Annotated in this window: 17 protein-coding genes and 1 pseudogene; 10 read left to right on the plus strand and 8 right to left on the minus strand. The window is 56.0% G+C overall.

Annotation, left to right across the window (positions count from 1 at the left end):
* Window positions 1–57: 57 nt before the first annotated feature.
* On the minus strand, window positions 58–1,245 hold the full coding sequence (locus tag AC5EFR_RS07395; RefSeq protein WP_493575223.1) for a phosphoglycerate kinase: 1,188 nt from the start codon (window positions 1,243–1,245) through the stop codon (window positions 58–60).
* Window positions 1,246–1,365: 120 nt separating this feature from the next.
* On the opposite strand from AC5EFR_RS07395, the gene AC5EFR_RS07400 reads away from it, so the two are divergent.
* The 3 genes from AC5EFR_RS07400 to AC5EFR_RS07410 all read left to right on the plus strand — a co-directional run bounded on the left by AC5EFR_RS07400 (window position 1,366) and on the right by AC5EFR_RS07410 (window position 3,566).
* Entirely contained in the window at window positions 1,366–1,875 is a 510-nt protein-coding gene (locus AC5EFR_RS07400; RefSeq protein WP_299927506.1) for a peptidylprolyl isomerase, read from the plus strand.
* Window positions 1,868–2,413, plus strand: a complete 546-nt coding sequence (locus AC5EFR_RS07405; protein WP_493575224.1) for a peptidylprolyl isomerase — start codon at window positions 1,868–1,870, stop codon at window positions 2,411–2,413. Before AC5EFR_RS07400 ends, AC5EFR_RS07405 begins: the two co-directional genes overlap by 8 nt.
* 190 nt (window positions 2,414–2,603) lie before the next feature.
* Window positions 2,604–3,566, plus strand: coding sequence for a DUF3179 domain-containing protein (locus tag AC5EFR_RS07410; protein ID WP_493575225.1), 963 nt, complete (start codon window positions 2,604–2,606; stop codon window positions 3,564–3,566).
* Between the two features lie 6 nt (window positions 3,567–3,572).
* Here the strand turns inward: AC5EFR_RS07410 and AC5EFR_RS07415 are convergent, their stop codons facing one another.
* Window positions 3,573–4,463 carry a GNAT family N-acetyltransferase gene (locus AC5EFR_RS07415; protein ID WP_493575226.1) on the minus strand — a complete coding sequence of 297 codons (891 nt, stop codon included), beginning with the start codon at window positions 4,461–4,463 and terminating at the stop codon, window positions 3,573–3,575.
* A gap of 47 nt (window positions 4,464–4,510) precedes the next feature.
* Here AC5EFR_RS07415 and AC5EFR_RS07420 point away from each other — a divergent pair, with 47 nt between their 5' ends.
* Window positions 4,511–4,669: a hypothetical protein gene (locus AC5EFR_RS07420; protein WP_493575227.1), complete on the plus strand. Its 159-nt coding sequence runs from the start codon at window positions 4,511–4,513 to the stop codon at window positions 4,667–4,669.
* A gap of 3 nt (window positions 4,670–4,672) precedes the next feature.
* On the opposite strand, the gene tyrS is transcribed toward AC5EFR_RS07420, so the two are convergent.
* A complete protein-coding gene (tyrS, locus tag AC5EFR_RS07425; protein WP_493575228.1) occupies window positions 4,673–5,926 on the minus strand; it encodes a tyrosine--tRNA ligase in 1,254 nt (417 codons plus the stop codon).
* 61 nt (window positions 5,927–5,987) lie between these two features.
* Here tyrS and AC5EFR_RS07430 point away from each other — a divergent pair, with 61 nt between their 5' ends.
* Window positions 5,988–7,088, plus strand: coding sequence for an anhydro-N-acetylmuramic acid kinase (locus AC5EFR_RS07430; protein WP_493575229.1), 1,101 nt, complete (start codon window positions 5,988–5,990; stop codon window positions 7,086–7,088).
* A gap of 297 nt (window positions 7,089–7,385) precedes the next feature.
* A pseudogene (locus AC5EFR_RS07435) lies at window positions 7,386–7,832 on the plus strand (transposase); the annotation flags it as partial.
* 110 nt (window positions 7,833–7,942) lie between these two features.
* On the opposite strand, the gene moaA reads toward AC5EFR_RS07435, so the two are convergent.
* Complete coding sequence (gene moaA / locus AC5EFR_RS07440) at window positions 7,943–8,950, minus strand: GTP 3',8-cyclase MoaA (protein ID WP_493575230.1); 1,008 nt, start codon at window positions 8,948–8,950, stop codon at window positions 7,943–7,945.
* A gap of 138 nt (window positions 8,951–9,088) precedes the next feature.
* Between moaA and AC5EFR_RS07445 the strand changes: the two genes are divergently transcribed.
* On the plus strand, window positions 9,089–9,571 hold the full coding sequence (locus tag AC5EFR_RS07445) for a hypothetical protein (RefSeq protein ID WP_493575231.1): 483 nt from the start codon (window positions 9,089–9,091) through the stop codon (window positions 9,569–9,571).
* On the plus strand, window positions 9,564–10,301 hold the full coding sequence (locus AC5EFR_RS07450; RefSeq protein ID WP_493575232.1) for a DUF4344 domain-containing metallopeptidase: 738 nt from the start codon (window positions 9,564–9,566) through the stop codon (window positions 10,299–10,301). The genes AC5EFR_RS07445 and AC5EFR_RS07450 overlap by 8 nt, the downstream gene beginning before the upstream one ends.
* Before the next feature lies 1 nt (window position 10,302).
* Here the strand turns inward: AC5EFR_RS07450 and AC5EFR_RS07455 are convergent, their stop codons facing one another.
* The 4 genes from AC5EFR_RS07455 to glmU are packed head-to-tail and all read right to left on the minus strand — an operon-like array spanning window position 10,303 to window position 14,767.
* A complete protein-coding gene (locus AC5EFR_RS07455) occupies window positions 10,303–10,980 on the minus strand; it encodes a DNA alkylation repair protein (RefSeq protein ID WP_493575233.1) in 678 nt (225 codons plus the stop codon).
* Window positions 10,970–11,521: a pyridoxamine 5'-phosphate oxidase family protein gene (locus AC5EFR_RS07460; protein WP_299932709.1), complete on the minus strand. Its 552-nt coding sequence runs from the start codon at window positions 11,519–11,521 to the stop codon at window positions 10,970–10,972. Before AC5EFR_RS07460 ends, AC5EFR_RS07455 begins: the two co-directional genes overlap by 11 nt.
* A 21-nt stretch (window positions 11,522–11,542) precedes the next feature.
* On the minus strand, window positions 11,543–13,360 hold the full coding sequence (gene glmS / locus AC5EFR_RS07465; protein WP_493575234.1) for a glutamine--fructose-6-phosphate transaminase (isomerizing): 1,818 nt from the start codon (window positions 13,358–13,360) through the stop codon (window positions 11,543–11,545).
* Window positions 13,361–13,411: 51 nt separating this feature from the next.
* Entirely contained in the window at window positions 13,412–14,767 is a 1,356-nt protein-coding gene (glmU, locus tag AC5EFR_RS07470; protein ID WP_493575235.1) for a bifunctional UDP-N-acetylglucosamine diphosphorylase/glucosamine-1-phosphate N-acetyltransferase GlmU, read from the minus strand.
* 109 nt (window positions 14,768–14,876) lie between these two features.
* Here glmU and AC5EFR_RS07475 point away from each other — a divergent pair, with 109 nt between their 5' ends.
* Both AC5EFR_RS07475 and AC5EFR_RS07480 read left to right on the plus strand, forming a co-directional pair.
* Window positions 14,877–15,542: an HAD-IA family hydrolase gene (locus tag AC5EFR_RS07475; protein ID WP_493575236.1), complete on the plus strand. Its 666-nt coding sequence runs from the start codon at window positions 14,877–14,879 to the stop codon at window positions 15,540–15,542.
* Window positions 15,543–15,635: 93 nt separating this feature from the next.
* Window positions 15,636–16,844 (plus strand): DegT/DnrJ/EryC1/StrS family aminotransferase, encoded by a 1,209-nt coding sequence (locus AC5EFR_RS07480; RefSeq protein ID WP_493575237.1) that lies wholly within the window; start codon window positions 15,636–15,638, stop codon window positions 16,842–16,844.
* Window positions 16,845–16,896 lie beyond the last annotated feature (52 nt).

Here is a 16,896-nt window from a genome sequence, read left to right on the forward strand (position 1 = left end):
TAAAGAAAAACGCCGCCCTCGGGTGAGAGCGGCGGTTTGAACTGTGTCGGTGGTTGCTTAGCTGAGCGCCGCAACTCCGGGCAATTCCTTTCCTTCCATCCATTCAAGGAAAGCGCCACCCGCCGTTGAAATATAAGAGAAATCAACCGCCGCATCCGCCTTGTTGAGCGCGGCAACAGTGTCACCACCACCAGCGACCGAGATCAGCTTGCCTGCTTCGCTGCGTTCAGCCGCAAATTTCGCGGCGGCATTGGTTGCGGTGTCAAAGGGGGCAATTTCAAAGGCACCCAAAGGACCGTTCCAGATCAAGGTCTTGGCCTTTTCAATGGCGGCGTGAACCGCTTTGACCGCTTCGGGGCCAGCGTCCAATATCATTGCATCGGCGGGGCAGGCGGTGTTGGCGACTACCTCATTGGCCGCACCTTCTTTGAACTCGCGGGCAACAACAACGTCAACGGGTAGGATGATTTCGCATCCTGCATCCTTGGCTTTGGTTAGAATGTCGCGCGCGGTGTCGGCCATTTCATGTTCGCAAAGTGACTTGCCAACATCAATGCCTTGGGCGGCGAGGAACGTGTTGGCCATGCCACCACCAATCACCAGCATATCAACCTTGGCCACCAGATTGCCGAGCAATTCCAGTTTGGTTGACACTTTTGCACCACCCACAACCGCCAAGACGGGACGTTCCGGCGTGCCAAGCGCGCTTTCGAGTGCTGACAACTCTGCCTGCATCAAGCGACCGGCACAGGCGGGCAACAAGCGGGCCAGACCTTCGGTTGAGGCATGGGCGCGGTGGGCGGCCGAAAAGGCGTCATTGCAATAGACATCGCCAAGTTTGGCCATCTCATCGGCCAAATCTGCATCATTTTTGGTCTCTCCTGCATGAAAGCGGGTGTTTTCAAGCAAGGCAACCTGACCGTCTTGCAACGCATCAACAACCGTTGCCGCCGCCGGACCAACGCAATCCGCCGCAAAGACCACCGGGGCACCAATGACGGCTTCTAGCGCCGGAATAAGCGGTTGAAGGCTCATATCCATGTTGCGCTCGCCCTTGGGGCGACCAAAATGCGCCAGCAAAACCGGCTTGCCACCGCGATCAAGAATATCCTGAACCGTGGCTGCAATCCGTTCGATACGGGTTGTGTCGGTGACTTTGCCGTCTTCGACAGGCACGTTGATATCCACGCGCGTCAATACGCGCTTACCCGCCAGATCCATGTCGTCGAGGGTTTTCCAGGCCATGATATTGCTCCCAAACCAATTGGCGTTTGTCTGCCCCTTTCCGGCGCAGAGGTCAACGTCTGCTTGGCATTGTCGCGCAAGCGGGCTAGGTCAGAGGCAGACTTTTTTACGGAGAGAGACATGGCTGAGATCAAGGATCCGGAAAACACCATCCTGATGGAGCTTAAAGGCGGAACCGTCACCATCGAATTGCTGCCCGATGTGGCCCCAAAACACGTTGAGCGTATGAAAGAGCTTGCGCGCTCTGGTGCTTATGACGGTGTTGCGTTCCACCGCGTGATTGATGGGTTCATGGCCCAGACCGGCGACGTGGCCCATGGCAACATGGATAGCGACGACTACCAACCGCGCCGCTGTGGCACCGGTGGGTCCGAGCTTCCGGATGTGCCAGCCGAATTTTCCAAGATCCCCCATGCGCGTGGATCCTTGGGCGCGGCGCGTTCGGCCAACCCGAACTCGGCCAACTCGCAGTTCTTCATCAACTTCAAAGACAACGATTTCCTGAACGGTCAATACACCGTTTACGGTCAGGTCACATCGGGCATGGAGCATGTGGACGCCATCGTAAAAGGTGAGCCACCTGCGAACCCCGACAAGATGATCAGCGTCAAGGTGGCCGCAGATGCGTAAGCTTGCCTTTGTTTTGGCATTGCTGGGCGCACCAGCCTATGCCAGCGGTCTGAAGATCGAAGTTGCTGGCGAAGCCAATGGCGTGATCGAAATCGACCTTCTCGAAGATGTGGCCCCCGGTCACGTCATCCAGATCACGTCTCTTGCTGCGGACGGCAAATACGATGGCGTGGTGTTTCACCGCGTGATCGAAGGCTTTATGGCGCAGACCGGCGATGTCAAATTCGGCGTACCGGGTGGCGACATGCGTATGGCCGGGATGGGCGGGTCTGACCTCCCTGATCTCAAAGCAGAATTTTCGGATATCAGCTTTGAACGCGGTGTGGTCGGCATGGCCCGCTCACAAGACCCAAACAGCGCCAATTCGCAGTTCTTCATCATGTTTGCGCCGGGCACTTTCCTTGACGGTCAATATACCGTTGTGGGCAAAGTGACTTCTGGCTTGGATGTGTTGGACGCGATCAAACGTGGCGAGGGCCGTAATGGGTCCGTGATTGGTGAGCCGGACCGTATGGAAAAGGTCACTGTTACCGATTGATCCTGTTCGCAGGGTTTCGCTTGAGGGGCGCGCCAAATGGCGCGCTCTTTTTGGTTTTTACTCAGGCCGTAAAGGCCCTGGGGGCAAACCCCCAGACCCCGTTGCGGTGATTTGACAGCGGGTCACAACTTCGTATGGGCTCTGGGCAGGTTGGGTTTGCGGTGGCATGATCCCCAAAGGAGGACCCGTCATGCGTTTTATTGCTGCCCTTATGATTTGTTTTTTGACTACCACGGCCAATGCTGACCCAAAGTTTTGGAAGAATGAGTGGCCCAATACCGATTTTGACAATACCACAGTGCCAAACTGGGTTGAAATCATGTCCGGCGGTCCGCCCAAAGATGGCATTCCGGCGCTCAGTGATCCTCAGTTTTTTACAGCCGATAAAGAGACCTCGATTTGGGGCACAGAGCCGGTGATCACCGTTGAGATCGATGGCCAGCGCCCGCGCGCCTATCCGATCCGTTATTTGACGTGGCATGAGATTGTGAATGATCAGATTGGTGGGGTGCCGGTGGCGGTGACCTTTTGCCCCTTGTGCAATTCCGGCCTGACATTTGATCGTCGGGTTCAGGGGCGGGTGTTAACCTTTGGCGTGTCGGGCAAGCTGCGCAACTCCGACATGGTGATGTATGACCGCGAAACCGAGAGCTGGTGGCAACAGGCGATTGGCACCGGGATTGTCGGCGAGATGACCGGGGTCGAGTTGAAACAACTGCCAAGCTGGATGGAGAGCTGGGATCAATACAAGGCGCGCCATCCAGAGGGCTTGGTCATGGGCGAACCTGCATGGAATCGGGCCTATGGCCGCAATCCGTATCAGGGCTATGACCGGTCGCATCGCCCGTTCCTGTATTCGGGTGAAATGCCACCTCATGGCATCCCGCCGTTGATGCGGGTGGTGCGCGTTGGTGATCGGGCTTGGCCGATGGACCGCTTGGCGAGCGAAGGCAAGGTGTCAGAGGCCGGTGTCACCTTGTCGTGGCAAACCGGACAGGCCTCGGCCCTTGATCATGGTGTAATCGCCAAAGGGCGTGATGTTGGCTCGGTTCGGGTCAAAGACAGGCAGGGGCGTGACCTGCCTCATGATGTGATGTTTGCTTTTGCCTTCCACGCCTTTTGGCCCAATGGCGAATGGATGCGTGGCAAGTGACAGGGATCAGGCGACGAGCCTTAGCGGTAAACGCCGTGCAATGGGGGCCAAGGTCCCCTGATGGAGCCATGTGCCACCAAGCTTATGCGGCATAGCGCCAGTGCCGAGTTTGAAATGCACCAATCCGGGCGCGTCGTCGCGGTTTAGAATGCCTAAATCCAACATGTCATGATTGAGCTCTGACAGGCGCGTCATCATCGTCCACAACACCAAGTTCATGGCGTTGAGTTTGCGCCCTTGCGGTGTGGAATGTCCAATCTGCCAGGTGGCCATGGATCCGTGGCGCAAAACGAGGGCCGCTGCGATTGGTTCACCACGGTGCCGGGCCTCAAAGACAACGGCCTTGCCGGGGTTGGCATTGCTATAGGCGGCGGAAAACGCCGGGGGCAGGCCGCGATACCCTTTGGCGCGGGCTTGCTCTAACTCGGCCTTCAAGAGCCAATGGTCACGGTTCAAATTGTGCTGCGTCACTTTGATTTTGTTGGCTTCGGCGCGGTTCAAACGGTTGCGCCATTTCTGCGCCATGCGCGCCCGCATGTGGTCGGGGGCGTCAATCGGCAACATCGCCAAGGTTGCCGGGGTCATCAAAGGCCAAAACCCGGCGCGCCGTAAATCCGTAGCGGCCATTCCATCGGCATTCAGGATGAGCGGGCGACCATCATGCCAGTGTTGCCAGCGTTCTAGCCAACTGGCGCGATCGTCATCTGAGGCGGCAACCGGGCCGCGTGACACCATATCAACCCGACCCAAGGGGCCGAATTTGCGGGATTGAATTTGCCACAACAACCGAAGATCACCGCGCGCCTCGCGCTTGCAAAGCCGGATTGGTCGCCCCATCGCCTCAAAGGCGCGGGCGTATTCGGGGGATTGGGGCAGAGGTAATCGTAACGCAGACATGACGCAAATTAACGCCATAGAAAGTTTAGGGATGGTTAATAGCGGGCATGAAACCTGATTCTCTACGCCCAAACCCGTCGAAACCGGTGACAAGCATGGCCCTTGATCAATCCAGACCGCGCCCCACGGCGGCCGCAGCGCTGTTATTGGCAACGCTGCTTTCTTTGCCGTTCCTGGCGATTGCGGTGGTGCAATTCGCCTTTTAGCCGTTATTCGGCGAGCTTGACCAATGCGTGACGCTTTTTACCAGCGCTCAGTTTGATCGGCGTGGCCAAGGCGGCTGCGTCCAAGACAAGTCCGGCTTGCTCAAGCGGGGCGTCGTCCATCTTGGCCCCGTTTTCGGCAATCAGACGCTTGGCCTCTTTGCCGGATTTCGCCAGACCGGATTTGACAATCAATTGAACAATGGAAATTCCGTCGCCAATCTCCTGCGCGCTAAGTTCCAGCGTCGGAAGATCGTCGCCCACGCCGCCCTTTTCAAAGACTTCGCGTGCGGTCGCTTCTGCGGCGGCGGCGGCTTCGGCACCGTGGCACAAGGTTGTGACCTCATTGGCCAAAACGATTTTGGCGTCGTTGATGTCCGACCCCTCCAAAGCGCCCAAACGCTCGCATTCCTCGATCGGCAGCTCGGTATAAAGCTTAAGGAAGCGGCCAACATCGGCATCGGTGGTGTTGCGCCAGAACTGCCAAAACTCATAAGGCGGGCACATGTCGCCATTGAGCCAAACCGCGCCATTCAACGATTTGCCCATCTTTTTGCCATCCGACGTGGTCAGCAAAGGTGACGTCAGCCCGTAGATTTCGCTGTCCAACACGCGGCGGGTCAGGTCGATCCCGTTGACGATATTACCCCATTGGTCAGAACCGCCCATCTGAAGCAAACAGCCATAACGACGATTGAGCTCAAGGAAGTCATAAGCCTGCAAAATCATGTAGTTGAATTCAAGGAACGACAGAGATTGTTCGCGATCTAACCGAGATTTCACCGACTCAAAGGACAACATGCGGTTGACGCTAAAGTGGCGGCCGATGTCACGCAGAAAGTCCAGATAGTTCAAACCATCTAGCCATTCGGCGTTGTTGCGCATCAATGCTCCGTTTTCGGAGTCATCATAGCTGATGTACTTCGCAAACACCTGTTTGATACCGTCAATGTTGGCATCAATCTGTGCGGGTGTCAGCAAAGGCCGCTCGTCGGCCCGAAAGGACGGATCGCCCACTTTGGTGGTGCCGCCACCCATCAAGGTGATCGGCTTGTGCCCGGTTTTTTGCAACCAGCGCAGCATCATGATTTGGATCAGCGAACCAACATGCAACGACTTGGCCGTCGCATCAAAGCCGATATAGGCGGGCACAACCCCTTCGAGCAAAGCGTCGTCGAGCGCCTGATAGTCGGTGCAGTCGGCCAGAAAGCCGCGCTCGATCATCACGCGCATGAAGTCCGATTTGGGATGGTAGGTCATGTGTCCGCCTCTTAGTATATCGCGCAAAGCTATAAGTAAGGTTTGAGCAGAGGGAAAGAGTATGTTGGGGGCAAAACCGGTGAAAGCACTGGGGGCGATGTCTGGAACCTCGCTTGATGGGGTCGATGCGGCGCTGATCGAAACCGATGGCGAACGGATTTTGTCGTTTGGTCCGTCCGATTACCTGGCCTATAGCGACGATGACCGATCGGTTTTGCGGGCGTCCCTGGGTCGGTGGCAGGGGGACGATACCAAGGCCGCGCTTGCGGTCGTGCAACGCGTTCATACGCAGATTCTGCGAGCTTTCGATGGGGCTGAGCTGGTGGGCTTTCACGGTCAAACCTTGGCCCATGATCCGCATGGCCGCGGAACCCATCAATTGGGCGATGGCAATGCCTTGGCCGACGCTTTGGGCGTGCCGGTCGTATGGGATTTCCGCTCTGCCGATGTGGCGATGGGCGGCGAGGGGGCACCGCTGGCCCCGTTTTTTCACTTTGCCTGCGCCAAATGGATTAATGCGCGCGACCCGGTGGTTTTCTTGAACCTCGGCGGTGTCGGCAATTTGACTTGGGTTGATCCAAGCAAATCCAAACCGGAAGAGGAGGGCGCGTTGTTGGCCTTTGATACAGGCCCCGCCAATGCGCCGATCAACGATCTGGTTGCTGAACGCTTAGGTCTTGAGTGTGACCGTGATGGGAAACTGGCCGCAAAAGGTATCGTCGAAGATGGCGCTTTGGAGTTGTTTTTAGAAGAAGCGTTCTTTCGAAAAATGCCACCCAAATCCTTGGATCGAGATGATTTTTCACTGATGCTAGATTTGGTGCGAGAGTTGAATGATGCTGATGCTGCGGCCACTATGACCGCCATGGCCGCAACGGCGGTGATGGTCGGAATGGAGCATTGCCCCAGCCCCCCGACGCGTGTGTTGGTCACCGGGGGAGGGCGCAAAAACCCGGTGATGATGAAAATGCTAGAGGTCGGTTTGGATTGCCCGGTCGAACCGGTCGAAGCCGTAGGATTAGACGGTGACATGCTCGAGGCGCAGGCTTTTGGATTTCTTGCGGTGCGCGTCGCGCGTGGCATGTCCACATCCTGCCCATCCACGACGCGGGTTGCGGCGGCTGTTGGCGGGGGGCAAATCGCCCGTCCCAGTGATAACTAGAGGCGGGGATAGTCTTGGAAAGAAGAACCATTGGCGGTCAACTGAAAACGCCTAGCACGCTTCAAACGCAGCGGGCGTGATGCGATCTGGGCCTTCCAAGGGTTTTTCCTTGCAAAGCCATCGGCGTCCCCGCTTGTCTCTCAGTTCGATCGTCTGACCTTAGGGTCACAGGACCCATTGATTTTCCGCTTGCGCCGCGATGCACGGTTCAAGAGCGAATGGTGAACATGTCTAATCAATTGGGGCGGAGCGACGTCCAGAGGGCGCGCCTGTACCCTTTCTTTCCGAAGCCTTATGGACAACCACGCGTTGATGATCGACGCCACCTATCTGAAGGCCCATAAAACAGCGACCAGTTTGGGGGGGAGAAGGGCGGCGCGGACGCCTGATTGGTCTGAGCAAGGGCCGCGCCTCTACCAGTTCGTGACCGCCGGTCAGGTCAGCGACTACATCGGTGCGCGGGCAGTGCTGAGCAGTTTGTCGGATGTCTGTTGGCTGATCGGAGACCGAGGATACGATGCCGAATTTTACAGAGAAGCAGTAAAAGACAAAGGGACACGCGCCTGCATCCTTGGTCAAAAGCAACGCAAGAAACCAGCAAGGTACAACATTCACCGAAATCGGATTGCGATCATGTTTGGTAGATTGAAAGACTTGAGACGGGTCGCCACTCGATACGTCAGATGCCCAAAGGTCTTCCATCCTGCCTTGGCTCAGGCCGCTTTTGTCATTTACTGGCTATGAGTCCTGCCCCTAAGTTAACCAAAGGTTTCTTCTTTCCCCAGGTATCCCAGGGGCGAATAGAGCCGATTGGCTCTAGAAGGGGCTGCCCCTATTTCACTTAACCTTGAGAACTAGCCGCCGGTATGGCTCATATGGCGCGACATTTTCCCATCTACGATCTGGCGGGAATAGTCGAAATCATGGCCTTTGGGTTTGAGTAGGATCGCCGAGCGGATGGCTTCTTCCAGTGGTTCTTCGGTATCTGGATGATTGCGCAACGCCCCCCGCAGGTCGGCGTTGTCTTCTTGGCCGAGACACATGAACAACTCGCCAGTGCAGGTCAAACGCACGCGGTTACAGCTTTCACAGAAATTATGCGTCAGCGGGGTGATAAACCCAATCCGCTGGCCTGTTTCCTCAAGACGAACATAGCGTGCCGGGCCACCGGTGCTATCGGGCAGATCGGTCACTGTATACGTTTCGCGGAGGCGGTCGCGCAAATCGTCCAACTTCCAATATTGATCCAAGCGGTCTTCATTGCCGATATCGCCCATCGGCATGACTTCGATCCAAGTTAGATCCATGTCGCGTTCGGCGCACCATTCGGTGATGGTCAAAAGCTCGTCTTCGTTGAACCCTTTCAACGCCACCGCGTTGATTTTGACGCGTAGACCGGCCTTTTGCGCTGCGTCGATGCCCTCCATCACCTGTTTGAGACGACCCCATCGAGTGATGTCGGCGAATTTGGTTTCATCGAGCGTATCCAAAGACACGTTTACGCGCCGCACCCCGGCATCAAAAAGCGCTTGAGCGTATTTGCCAAGCTGCGATCCGTTGGTTGTCAGGGTTAATTCCTTAAGCGCACCACTGTCCAAATGCCGCGACATGCGCTGAAAAAACGTCATGATGTCACGACGCACAAGCGGTTCTCCGCCTGTTATCCGAAGCTTTTCAACGCCGAGCTTTACAAAAGTCGAACACATCCGATCCAACTCTTCCAACGTCAAAAGCTCTTTTTTCGGTAAAAAGCTCATGTTTTCAGACATGCAATAGACGCATCTAAAGTCACATCGGTCGGTGACCGATACGCGCAGGTATGAAATGGGACGGTGAAACGGGTCTATTAGCGGCTGGCTCATGAAAAACAGATAGCGCTCGGCAAGGATTTGAGCAAGTGTGCGCGGCGAATTGTATCCGTCGGACCAAGGTCGTAGAGTGTTGTCATGAGAGTCTGTGTTCTAATCTGTCTTGTATTGGTCACCGCCGCGTGCGCCAAAATGCCTTTTGCTCAAAAACCGTCCGAAGGCACTCGGCCAGAAGCGCCCGCGGGAGAGATTGTCGGCCAACCTGTGCGGCCTCGGGCGCGTCCAGGCGACCTTGATCTTTCGGCGACAACATCGCCGGCCCGCAAACCCGCGACATCGGCGCGAACAGTTGAACAGTTTGACACCACAACCCCGGCAGAACGGCAAGCCGCCGCCGCTGCGCCTGTGCAGACCGGCGGGGAACAGCGACTTGGCGATACCGTGGCCAGCCTTGGCGATCCGACCAAGCCGGGGTTTTGGCTTGAAACGCCGCTTGTCTCATCGCCCAAAACCGGTCGTGTGTACTTTCCCGGATCCGGCAAATCGGCCCAGGTTGATTTGATCCCGATCGACGGGCCTGACACGGCCGGAAGCCGAATTTCACTGGCCGCCATGCGCCTGATCGAAGCGCCGTTGACAGACCTCCCAATGATCGAGGTGTTTACCGGTGAATAGATTACTTTTGGCTGCGGTGATTGCTGGCCTCGCATCGCCTTTGGCCGCTGGCGAAGCCGAAGAGGCCTTTGTCGAAGCCAATATCCTCGGCATTTTCTACCATGAACTTGGCCACGCCTTGATCGACACAGAGGCCTTGCCAGTTTTTGGTCAGGAAGAAGATGCCGCAGATGTGTTTTCAATCCTATTGGTCGATGCGCTTTACGAAGATGAGGCGGCGCAAAGCATTGCTTATGACGTTGCCGATGGCTTCTTGGGCGAAGCGGCCCTGCGTGACGAGCATCAAAGCGATGTGGCGTGGTGGGATGTCCACGGGCCAGATGAGCAACGTTTCTACAACACGGTGTGTCTGTTTTATGGTGCTGATCCCGAAGCGCGCGAAGCCTTTGCCGCCGATATGGACTTGCCGCAAGAGCGGGCCGATTACTGCTACGAAGAATTCTCGCAGGCCTATGACAGTTGGGGCGCGGTCTTGGATGACATGGCGGAGCGAACATCGGGCCATGCAATGATTTTTTCGGGCAATGACACCACACTGACGGCGCAAATCATAGCGCCGGAAGTGGCGGCGTTGAACGAAGAGTTGCGGTTTTCAAAGCCGATTACCGTCAAGGTCGAGGCCTGTAACGAGGCCAATGCCTTTTATGATCCAGAGACACTTGAAATAATCATATGCCTCGAATTTGAAGAGCATCTCTTTGATTTGGCGGCCCTTTTGGGTGCGCAATAGGCTATTTTAGATACTTACCGGCCTCTTTGCGGGCAAAGGCCTTCATTTTGTCACCGTGCAAATCCAAAAACGCCCGGCTGCGATCCGCGTCATGTTTTGATAGGTCGCGGACCCACCAAGCCACAGCCTTTTGAATGAACCAATCACGATCCTGCACATAGTCACCGGCCCAGCCGAGAACCCGATCCCGGATGTCGAGGTCGTCGGGCGTCGGGAAGTTTTGCTTGGTCCAAGGGAGGGTGATCACAAGCGCTGCGCGGCGGGTCCACATATGTTCGGAGACTGTCCAAGCCTCAACCGCATCCAAACGCGACGGGTCAGTAACAAGTCGTTTTGCGCCAGCAGAACAGGCATGATCGGCGATGGCCCAGGCGTCAAATTGCGGAACCCAGGATTGGATCAAGGACCAAACCGCGTCATCGGGGCGAATGCGCGCTTGGGTCAAAAGCTTAGCCGCCGCAATGCGGGCCTCGTGAATGTTTGTGTCCCAAAGGTCGCGGGCTAGGGCCACGCGGGTCTCGAGATCAAGGGTTTGGCGCCACCCTTTGGTAAGCTCGTTGATCGCCGGGTTTGGCGTGCCGAGATAGTCACGCTTGGCCTTGTGATAGGCGGCGCTTCCTTCGGCTCGACCCGGTTCAGATGCATCGCGCAGCGCGGTCAGGGCGTCCTCAGGTGTCATTTTTGGTCACATAGGTTGGAAAGCCGTCAAGCGTTTTGGTGTTGCGATCTGTCCAATAGGCGTCAATCCCATCCCGGCCCTTACCTTCGGACCAGCCTTCAAGAACCGTTCGATCACCTTGGTAGTCAAAGAAGGGAACAGCATATCCGCAAGAGGATTGTACCATGTCTATGGTCATATCAAAGATTTGGCGGGCCCCGACATCTTCTTTGAACTCGGCATTTAGTGCATCAAACTCGACGTCTCGCGCATGAAACACCGTTGCCGAGCCGTAACAGCGTAAGATAATGGGCCGTGTCTCAAACCCGCACCACATCAACGTCATGCGGTTTTCAAGCGGCAGATGCCCGGCGGTTTCATTGCCCGATCCAGTCAGATTTCGCCATATGATCCGATTGGGCCCTTTCACCCGCAGGCTGTCACCGCCTTTTGGGGAAATGTTGACCTTGCCGGTTGGGGCGGCAGAGCCGACAAAGAAGATCTTTTGATCCGCGATAAAGCGGATGTGATCTTCGTTGAGTGTCTCAAACTGCTTTCCCATAACGGACTCCTGACGACGACATTACTCGACGGTGACTGATTTGGCCAAATTGCGCGGCTGATCCACATCGGTGCCTTTGGCCACGGCGGTATGATAGGCCAAAAGCTGGGCCGGAAGGGCATAGAGCATCGGTGACAAGACTTCGGAGACCTGGGGCATGACGATGGTGCGCCAGACGTCCGCCCCGGCGGCTTCGGCCCCGGCGCTGTCTGTGATCAACAACACTTTGCCACCGCGTGCCATGACCTCTTGCATGTTGGACACTGTCTTTTCAAACAGGGAGTCCTTGGGTGCGAAAACAACAACCGGAACATGTTTGTCGATCAGGGCAATCGGGCCGTGTTTGAGTTCGCCTGATGCATAAGCTTCGGCGTGTATGTAGCTGATTTCTTTTAGTTTAAGTGCGCCTTCGAGTGCCAGCGGGTACATGAGGCCGCGTCCCAAAAATAGAACATCACGCGCTTCAGCCAAGCGATTGGACACCTTTGCAAAATCCGCGTCGCGATCAAGGGCGGCATTAATGGTGCCGGGAAGCGCGCGCAGGTCGTTCAATATCTCTTCAAGCCGATCCTGAGACATTTTCCCACGCTCAACAGCAGCCTTCAAAGCTAACAAAAGCAGGACGTTAAGCTGACAGGTGAAAGCTTTGGTTGAGGCAACGCCGATTTCAGCACCAGCGTGAATAGGCAAGGCTAGATCGCTTTCACGCGCGATCGAGCTTTCTTGAACATTCACAACCGAGAAAATCTTGTCGGCTTTGCCTTCGCAATAACGCAGCGCAGCAAGCGTATCGGCGGTTTCACCAGATTGGCTGACAAACAAAGCCGCGGTGTTGGCGGAGATCGGAGGTTCGCGGTAGCGGAACTCAGAAGCAATATCGACCTCGACCGGAAGGCCGGCCAGCTGTTCAAACCAGTATTTCGCAGTGAAACACGCATAAAAAGCCGTGCCGCAAGCGACCATAGTCAGTCGATCAATCTTGGAAAAATCAATGCCGGGATCGGGCAGGGCGATGCCATGTTCGGTCACATAGGCAGAGAGAGCATTGGACAAAACAGACGGTTGTTCGGCGATCTCTTTGGCCATGAAATGCTTGTAGCCGCCCTTGTCGACACGGGCGGCGTCAACCTGAATGGTTTTCTTTTCACGGTTGACCAACCGCCCGGCCTCATCGCGAATTTCGAGGCTGGAGCGAGTTAAAACCGCGCTGTCACCTTCTTCGAGATAGGTGATTTGATCGGTCATCGGGGCAAGGGCAAAGGCGTCGGACCCGACATACATTTCACCGTCACCATGTCCAATGGCAAGCGGCGAGCCTTTGCGCCCAGCGACCATCAGGTCCTCTTCACCATCAAACAAAAACGCCAAGGCAAAAGCCCCATCAAGGCGCGCCAAGGTCTCCGTAGCGGCTTCAACCGGCGCTTTACCTTGTGACATCAAATGTTGCGTCAAAAGGGCGATGGTTTCGGTGTCGGTTTCGGTCTGGGGTTCGATGCCATGTTCGGCCAGTTCTGCGCGCAGGTCTTTGTAGTTTTCGATGATGCCATTGTGGACGACGGCAACATTGCCGGCCTGATGGGGATGGGCGTTATCGGTGGTCGGGGCACCATGTGTGGCCCAACGTGTGTGACCAATCCCCGATTTTCCGGCCAATGGATTGTGAACCAAAAGGTCAGATAGGTTCACCAATTTTCCAACCGCGCGGCGACGATCCAAAACACCGTTGTTCACGGTAGCAATGCCCGCACTGTCGTAACCACGGTATTCCAGACGGCGCAGTGCATCGACCAGAATTGGGGCGACTTCATGGGTTCCAAGAACCCCTACAATCCCGCACATGGTGTCTTCCTCTCAACTCGTTGTCTGCACATCAGCAGGGTCTTGCTAAAACTAGTCGTTTTCTGCCTGCTTTTTGGCCTTTTTTGCACGAAGCATGGCGAAAAGCTTGGTGGCAAAGCCCTCTTTATTAACTTGTTTGGCGCGGGCAAGCGCCATGGCCCCATCGGGCACCTCACTTGTCACGACCGACCCACTGGCTGTCATTGCGTCATCACCAATGGTCACCGGTGCGACCAGCATGGTGTTAGAGCCGATAAAGGCCCGTTTGCCAATTGTGGTTTTGTGTTTGAAAACACCATCGTAATTGCAGGTGATCGTTCCCGCGCCGATATTGGTTTTTTCGCCAATTTCCGCGTCACCGATATAGGTTAGATGGTTGGCTTTGGCCCCTTGGTGGAGCTGGGCGTTTTTAATTTCAACAAAGTTGCCAACATGGGTGTCCTCGGCCAGTTCGGCACCGGGGCGCAGCCGTGCATAGGGGCCGACAACGGCACCGCGGCTAACATGGGCCCCCTCCAAATGTGAAAAGGCGCGGATTCGCGCACCGGATTCAACGGTGACGTCCGGCCCAAAGACAACGTTTTGTTCAATTTCGGCATCGCGGCCGATGACCGTATCCCAAGACAAATAAACACTGTCAGGTGCCAAAAGCGAAACACCGTTTTCGACCAAGTCGACGCGGGCGCGGGTCTGGAAAAGGCTTTCTGCGGTCGCGAGTTCGGCGCGTGAATTCACACCAAGCGTTTCGGATTCATCACAGCGCACCACCGATGCCGACAACCCCCGAGAGCGGGCAATGGCAACGATATCGGTCAGATAGTATTCCCCGGATGCGTTGTTGTTTTCAACGGCATCAATCAGATCAAAAAGCACATCGGATTTTGCGGCAATAACACCAGAATTACAAAGCGTTATGTTGCGTTCTTGAGGTGACGCATCCTTGAACTCGACAATGCGCATTAATTCTTCGCCATCGGTCACCAAACGACCATAGCGCCCCGGATCAGCGGCTTCAAACCCCAATACGACCACGTCATTCTGGGCGCGCGCCTCGGCCATTGCTTCGAGTGTTTCTTGGCGGATAAACGGCGTGTCGCCGTATAAAACAATCGCATCACCTTCAAACCCATCCAACGCTGATTTCGCTTGGGCAACCGCATGGGCCGTGCCCAATTGTTCGGACTGCAAAACGACCTGCGCCTCGGGATCAAAATCCTTGGCCGAGGCTTCGACCAAATCCGCTCCATGACCGGCAACGACGATGCTGTGCTCTGGTTCTAGGACCGACCCGGCGCGCATGGCGTGCCACAACATCGGAGCATGGGCGATTTTGTGCAAAACTTTCGGAAGGTCCGATTGCATACGGGTACCCTTGCCAGCGGCAAGTACGATTAGGGCAATGCTCAAAAACTCAATCCCATTTGTCTTTTGGTTGCCGCCGTTTTATCGGTTTGGTCAAATAGGGCAAGCAGAGACTGGTCACGCTTGGTTTCTGGATATGACAAAAGGGTAGGCCATGAAGAATTGTGTGATTTTTGATCTCGATGGGACATTGGCCGACACGAGCGGTGATTTGATCGCCGCCGCAAACCATTGTTTTGACGCCATGGGGATCGACGAACGCCTTGACCCGGTTGGTGATGCCGGAACCGCGGTGCGTGGGGGAAAGGCGATGTTGACCTTGGGCTTGACGCGGGCCGGGCTGATGTCGGGGCAAACGGTTGATAAGTGGTATCCTGAGTTATTGACCGCCTATGACAGCGCCATTGATGTCTATACTCATATGTACCCCGGCGCGGTTGAGGCGGTCGAAACCCTGCTACGCAACGATTATGCTGTGGGCATTTGCACCAACAAACCCGAAGCGCTGGCCGAGAAATTACTGCGCTGCCTCGGGGTGCGTGACCTGTTTGGATCAATGATTGGGGCCGATACTGTGGCCACCCGCAAGCCTGACGTTGCCCCGTATTGGGCCGCTGTTGATCGCTGTGGCGGACGTCGGGACGCTTCGCTTCTTGTTGGGGATTCCGAAACCGATCGCAAGACTTCGGCCAATGCCGGTGTGCCGTCGGTTTTGGTGACCTTTGCCGTTGGAGGCGAAGATGTGCGCCCGCTGAAACCGGAAAGCGTAATTGACCATTTTGATGAGCTGCATCCCGAAATAATGCGTCTGATCGGTTGAAAAAACGCGTTTTGTGCCGAAAACGACCTAAATCATACGCGATTTGCCGCCGATACTGGCGCATCAATTGACCGTCACCACCAAGGATTCCGCATGACCGAGATTTTCACCGGAAGTTTCACGCAACAGGAGCCTATCCCCCAAGATGGGATTGAGGCCGCGATGGCGGTTTTGAACCATGGTCGTCTACATCGCTACAATGTCGCCGAGGGCGAGTTATCAGAAGCCGCTTTGTTGGAGCAGGAATTCGCCGCGCAAACCGGGGCAAAATACTGTGTTGCTGTGGCTTCTGGTGGATATGCTTTGGCGTGTTCCTTGCGGGCCGTCGGGGTGCAACCCGGTGAAACGGTGTTGACCAATGCCTTTACGCTTGCCCCAGTTCCCGGTGCGATTGCAAGCATTGGCGCGAAACCGGAATTTGTCGGGGTGACCGAGGATTTGGTCATCGACCTTGATGACCTTGAGGCCAAGCTTGGCCGGGCAAAGGTTTTGATGTTGTCCCATATGCGCGGACATTTGTGCGATATGGATCGGCTCATGCAGATGTGCGATGCCGCCGATATCACGGTGATCGAAGACTGTGCCCATACGATGGGGGCACAATGGCGGGGCGTGGCTTCGGGGCGGCAGGGGCGCATTGGCTGTTATTCCATGCAGACCTATAAACATGTCAATTCCGGTGAAGGTGGGTTTTTGATCACCGATGACGAAGACGTGGCGGCGCGCGCCATCATGCTCTCTGGTTCCTATATGCTTTACGAGCGCCATCTCGCGGCGCCGGGGCCAGAGGTTTTTGAACGGGTTAAATACACCACGCCCAATGTTTCGGGACGAATGGATAACCTGCGCGCCGCAATTCTACGGCCTCAGCTGCGTGATCTTGAAACGCAGGTAACACGCTGGAACGAGCGCTATGATGTTGTTGAACGTGGGCTTTTGGATACGCCGGGTTTGAAGCTGGTGAACCGGCACCCCAATGCTCGGCATGTTGGTTCGTCGATCCAGTTTTTGCTGATGGATTGGTCGCCAGAGGCGGTGAATGACGTAATCATGCGGTGTGCCTCACGCGGTGTTGAACTCAAGTGGTTCGGCGGTGCGGAGCCTGCCGGTTTTACTTCACGCTACGACAGTTGGCGCTATGCCGAGGTTGAACGGATGCCCGCGAGCGACAGAGTCTTGACCGGCATTGTGGACATGCGTCTCCCGCTGACGTTCTCTTTGACGGATTGTGAGCTTATTGCGCGTATCATCCGGGCCGAAGTCGGGATTGTGTGGCAGCGGCGCGTCTCAATGGGCGGCTGAACGGGCGATGACCAGGCTATTGTCCGGCCAGGCTATTGTCCGGAGGGGATGG

The sequence above is a fragment of the Pelagimonas sp. genome (assembly GCF_058892305.1).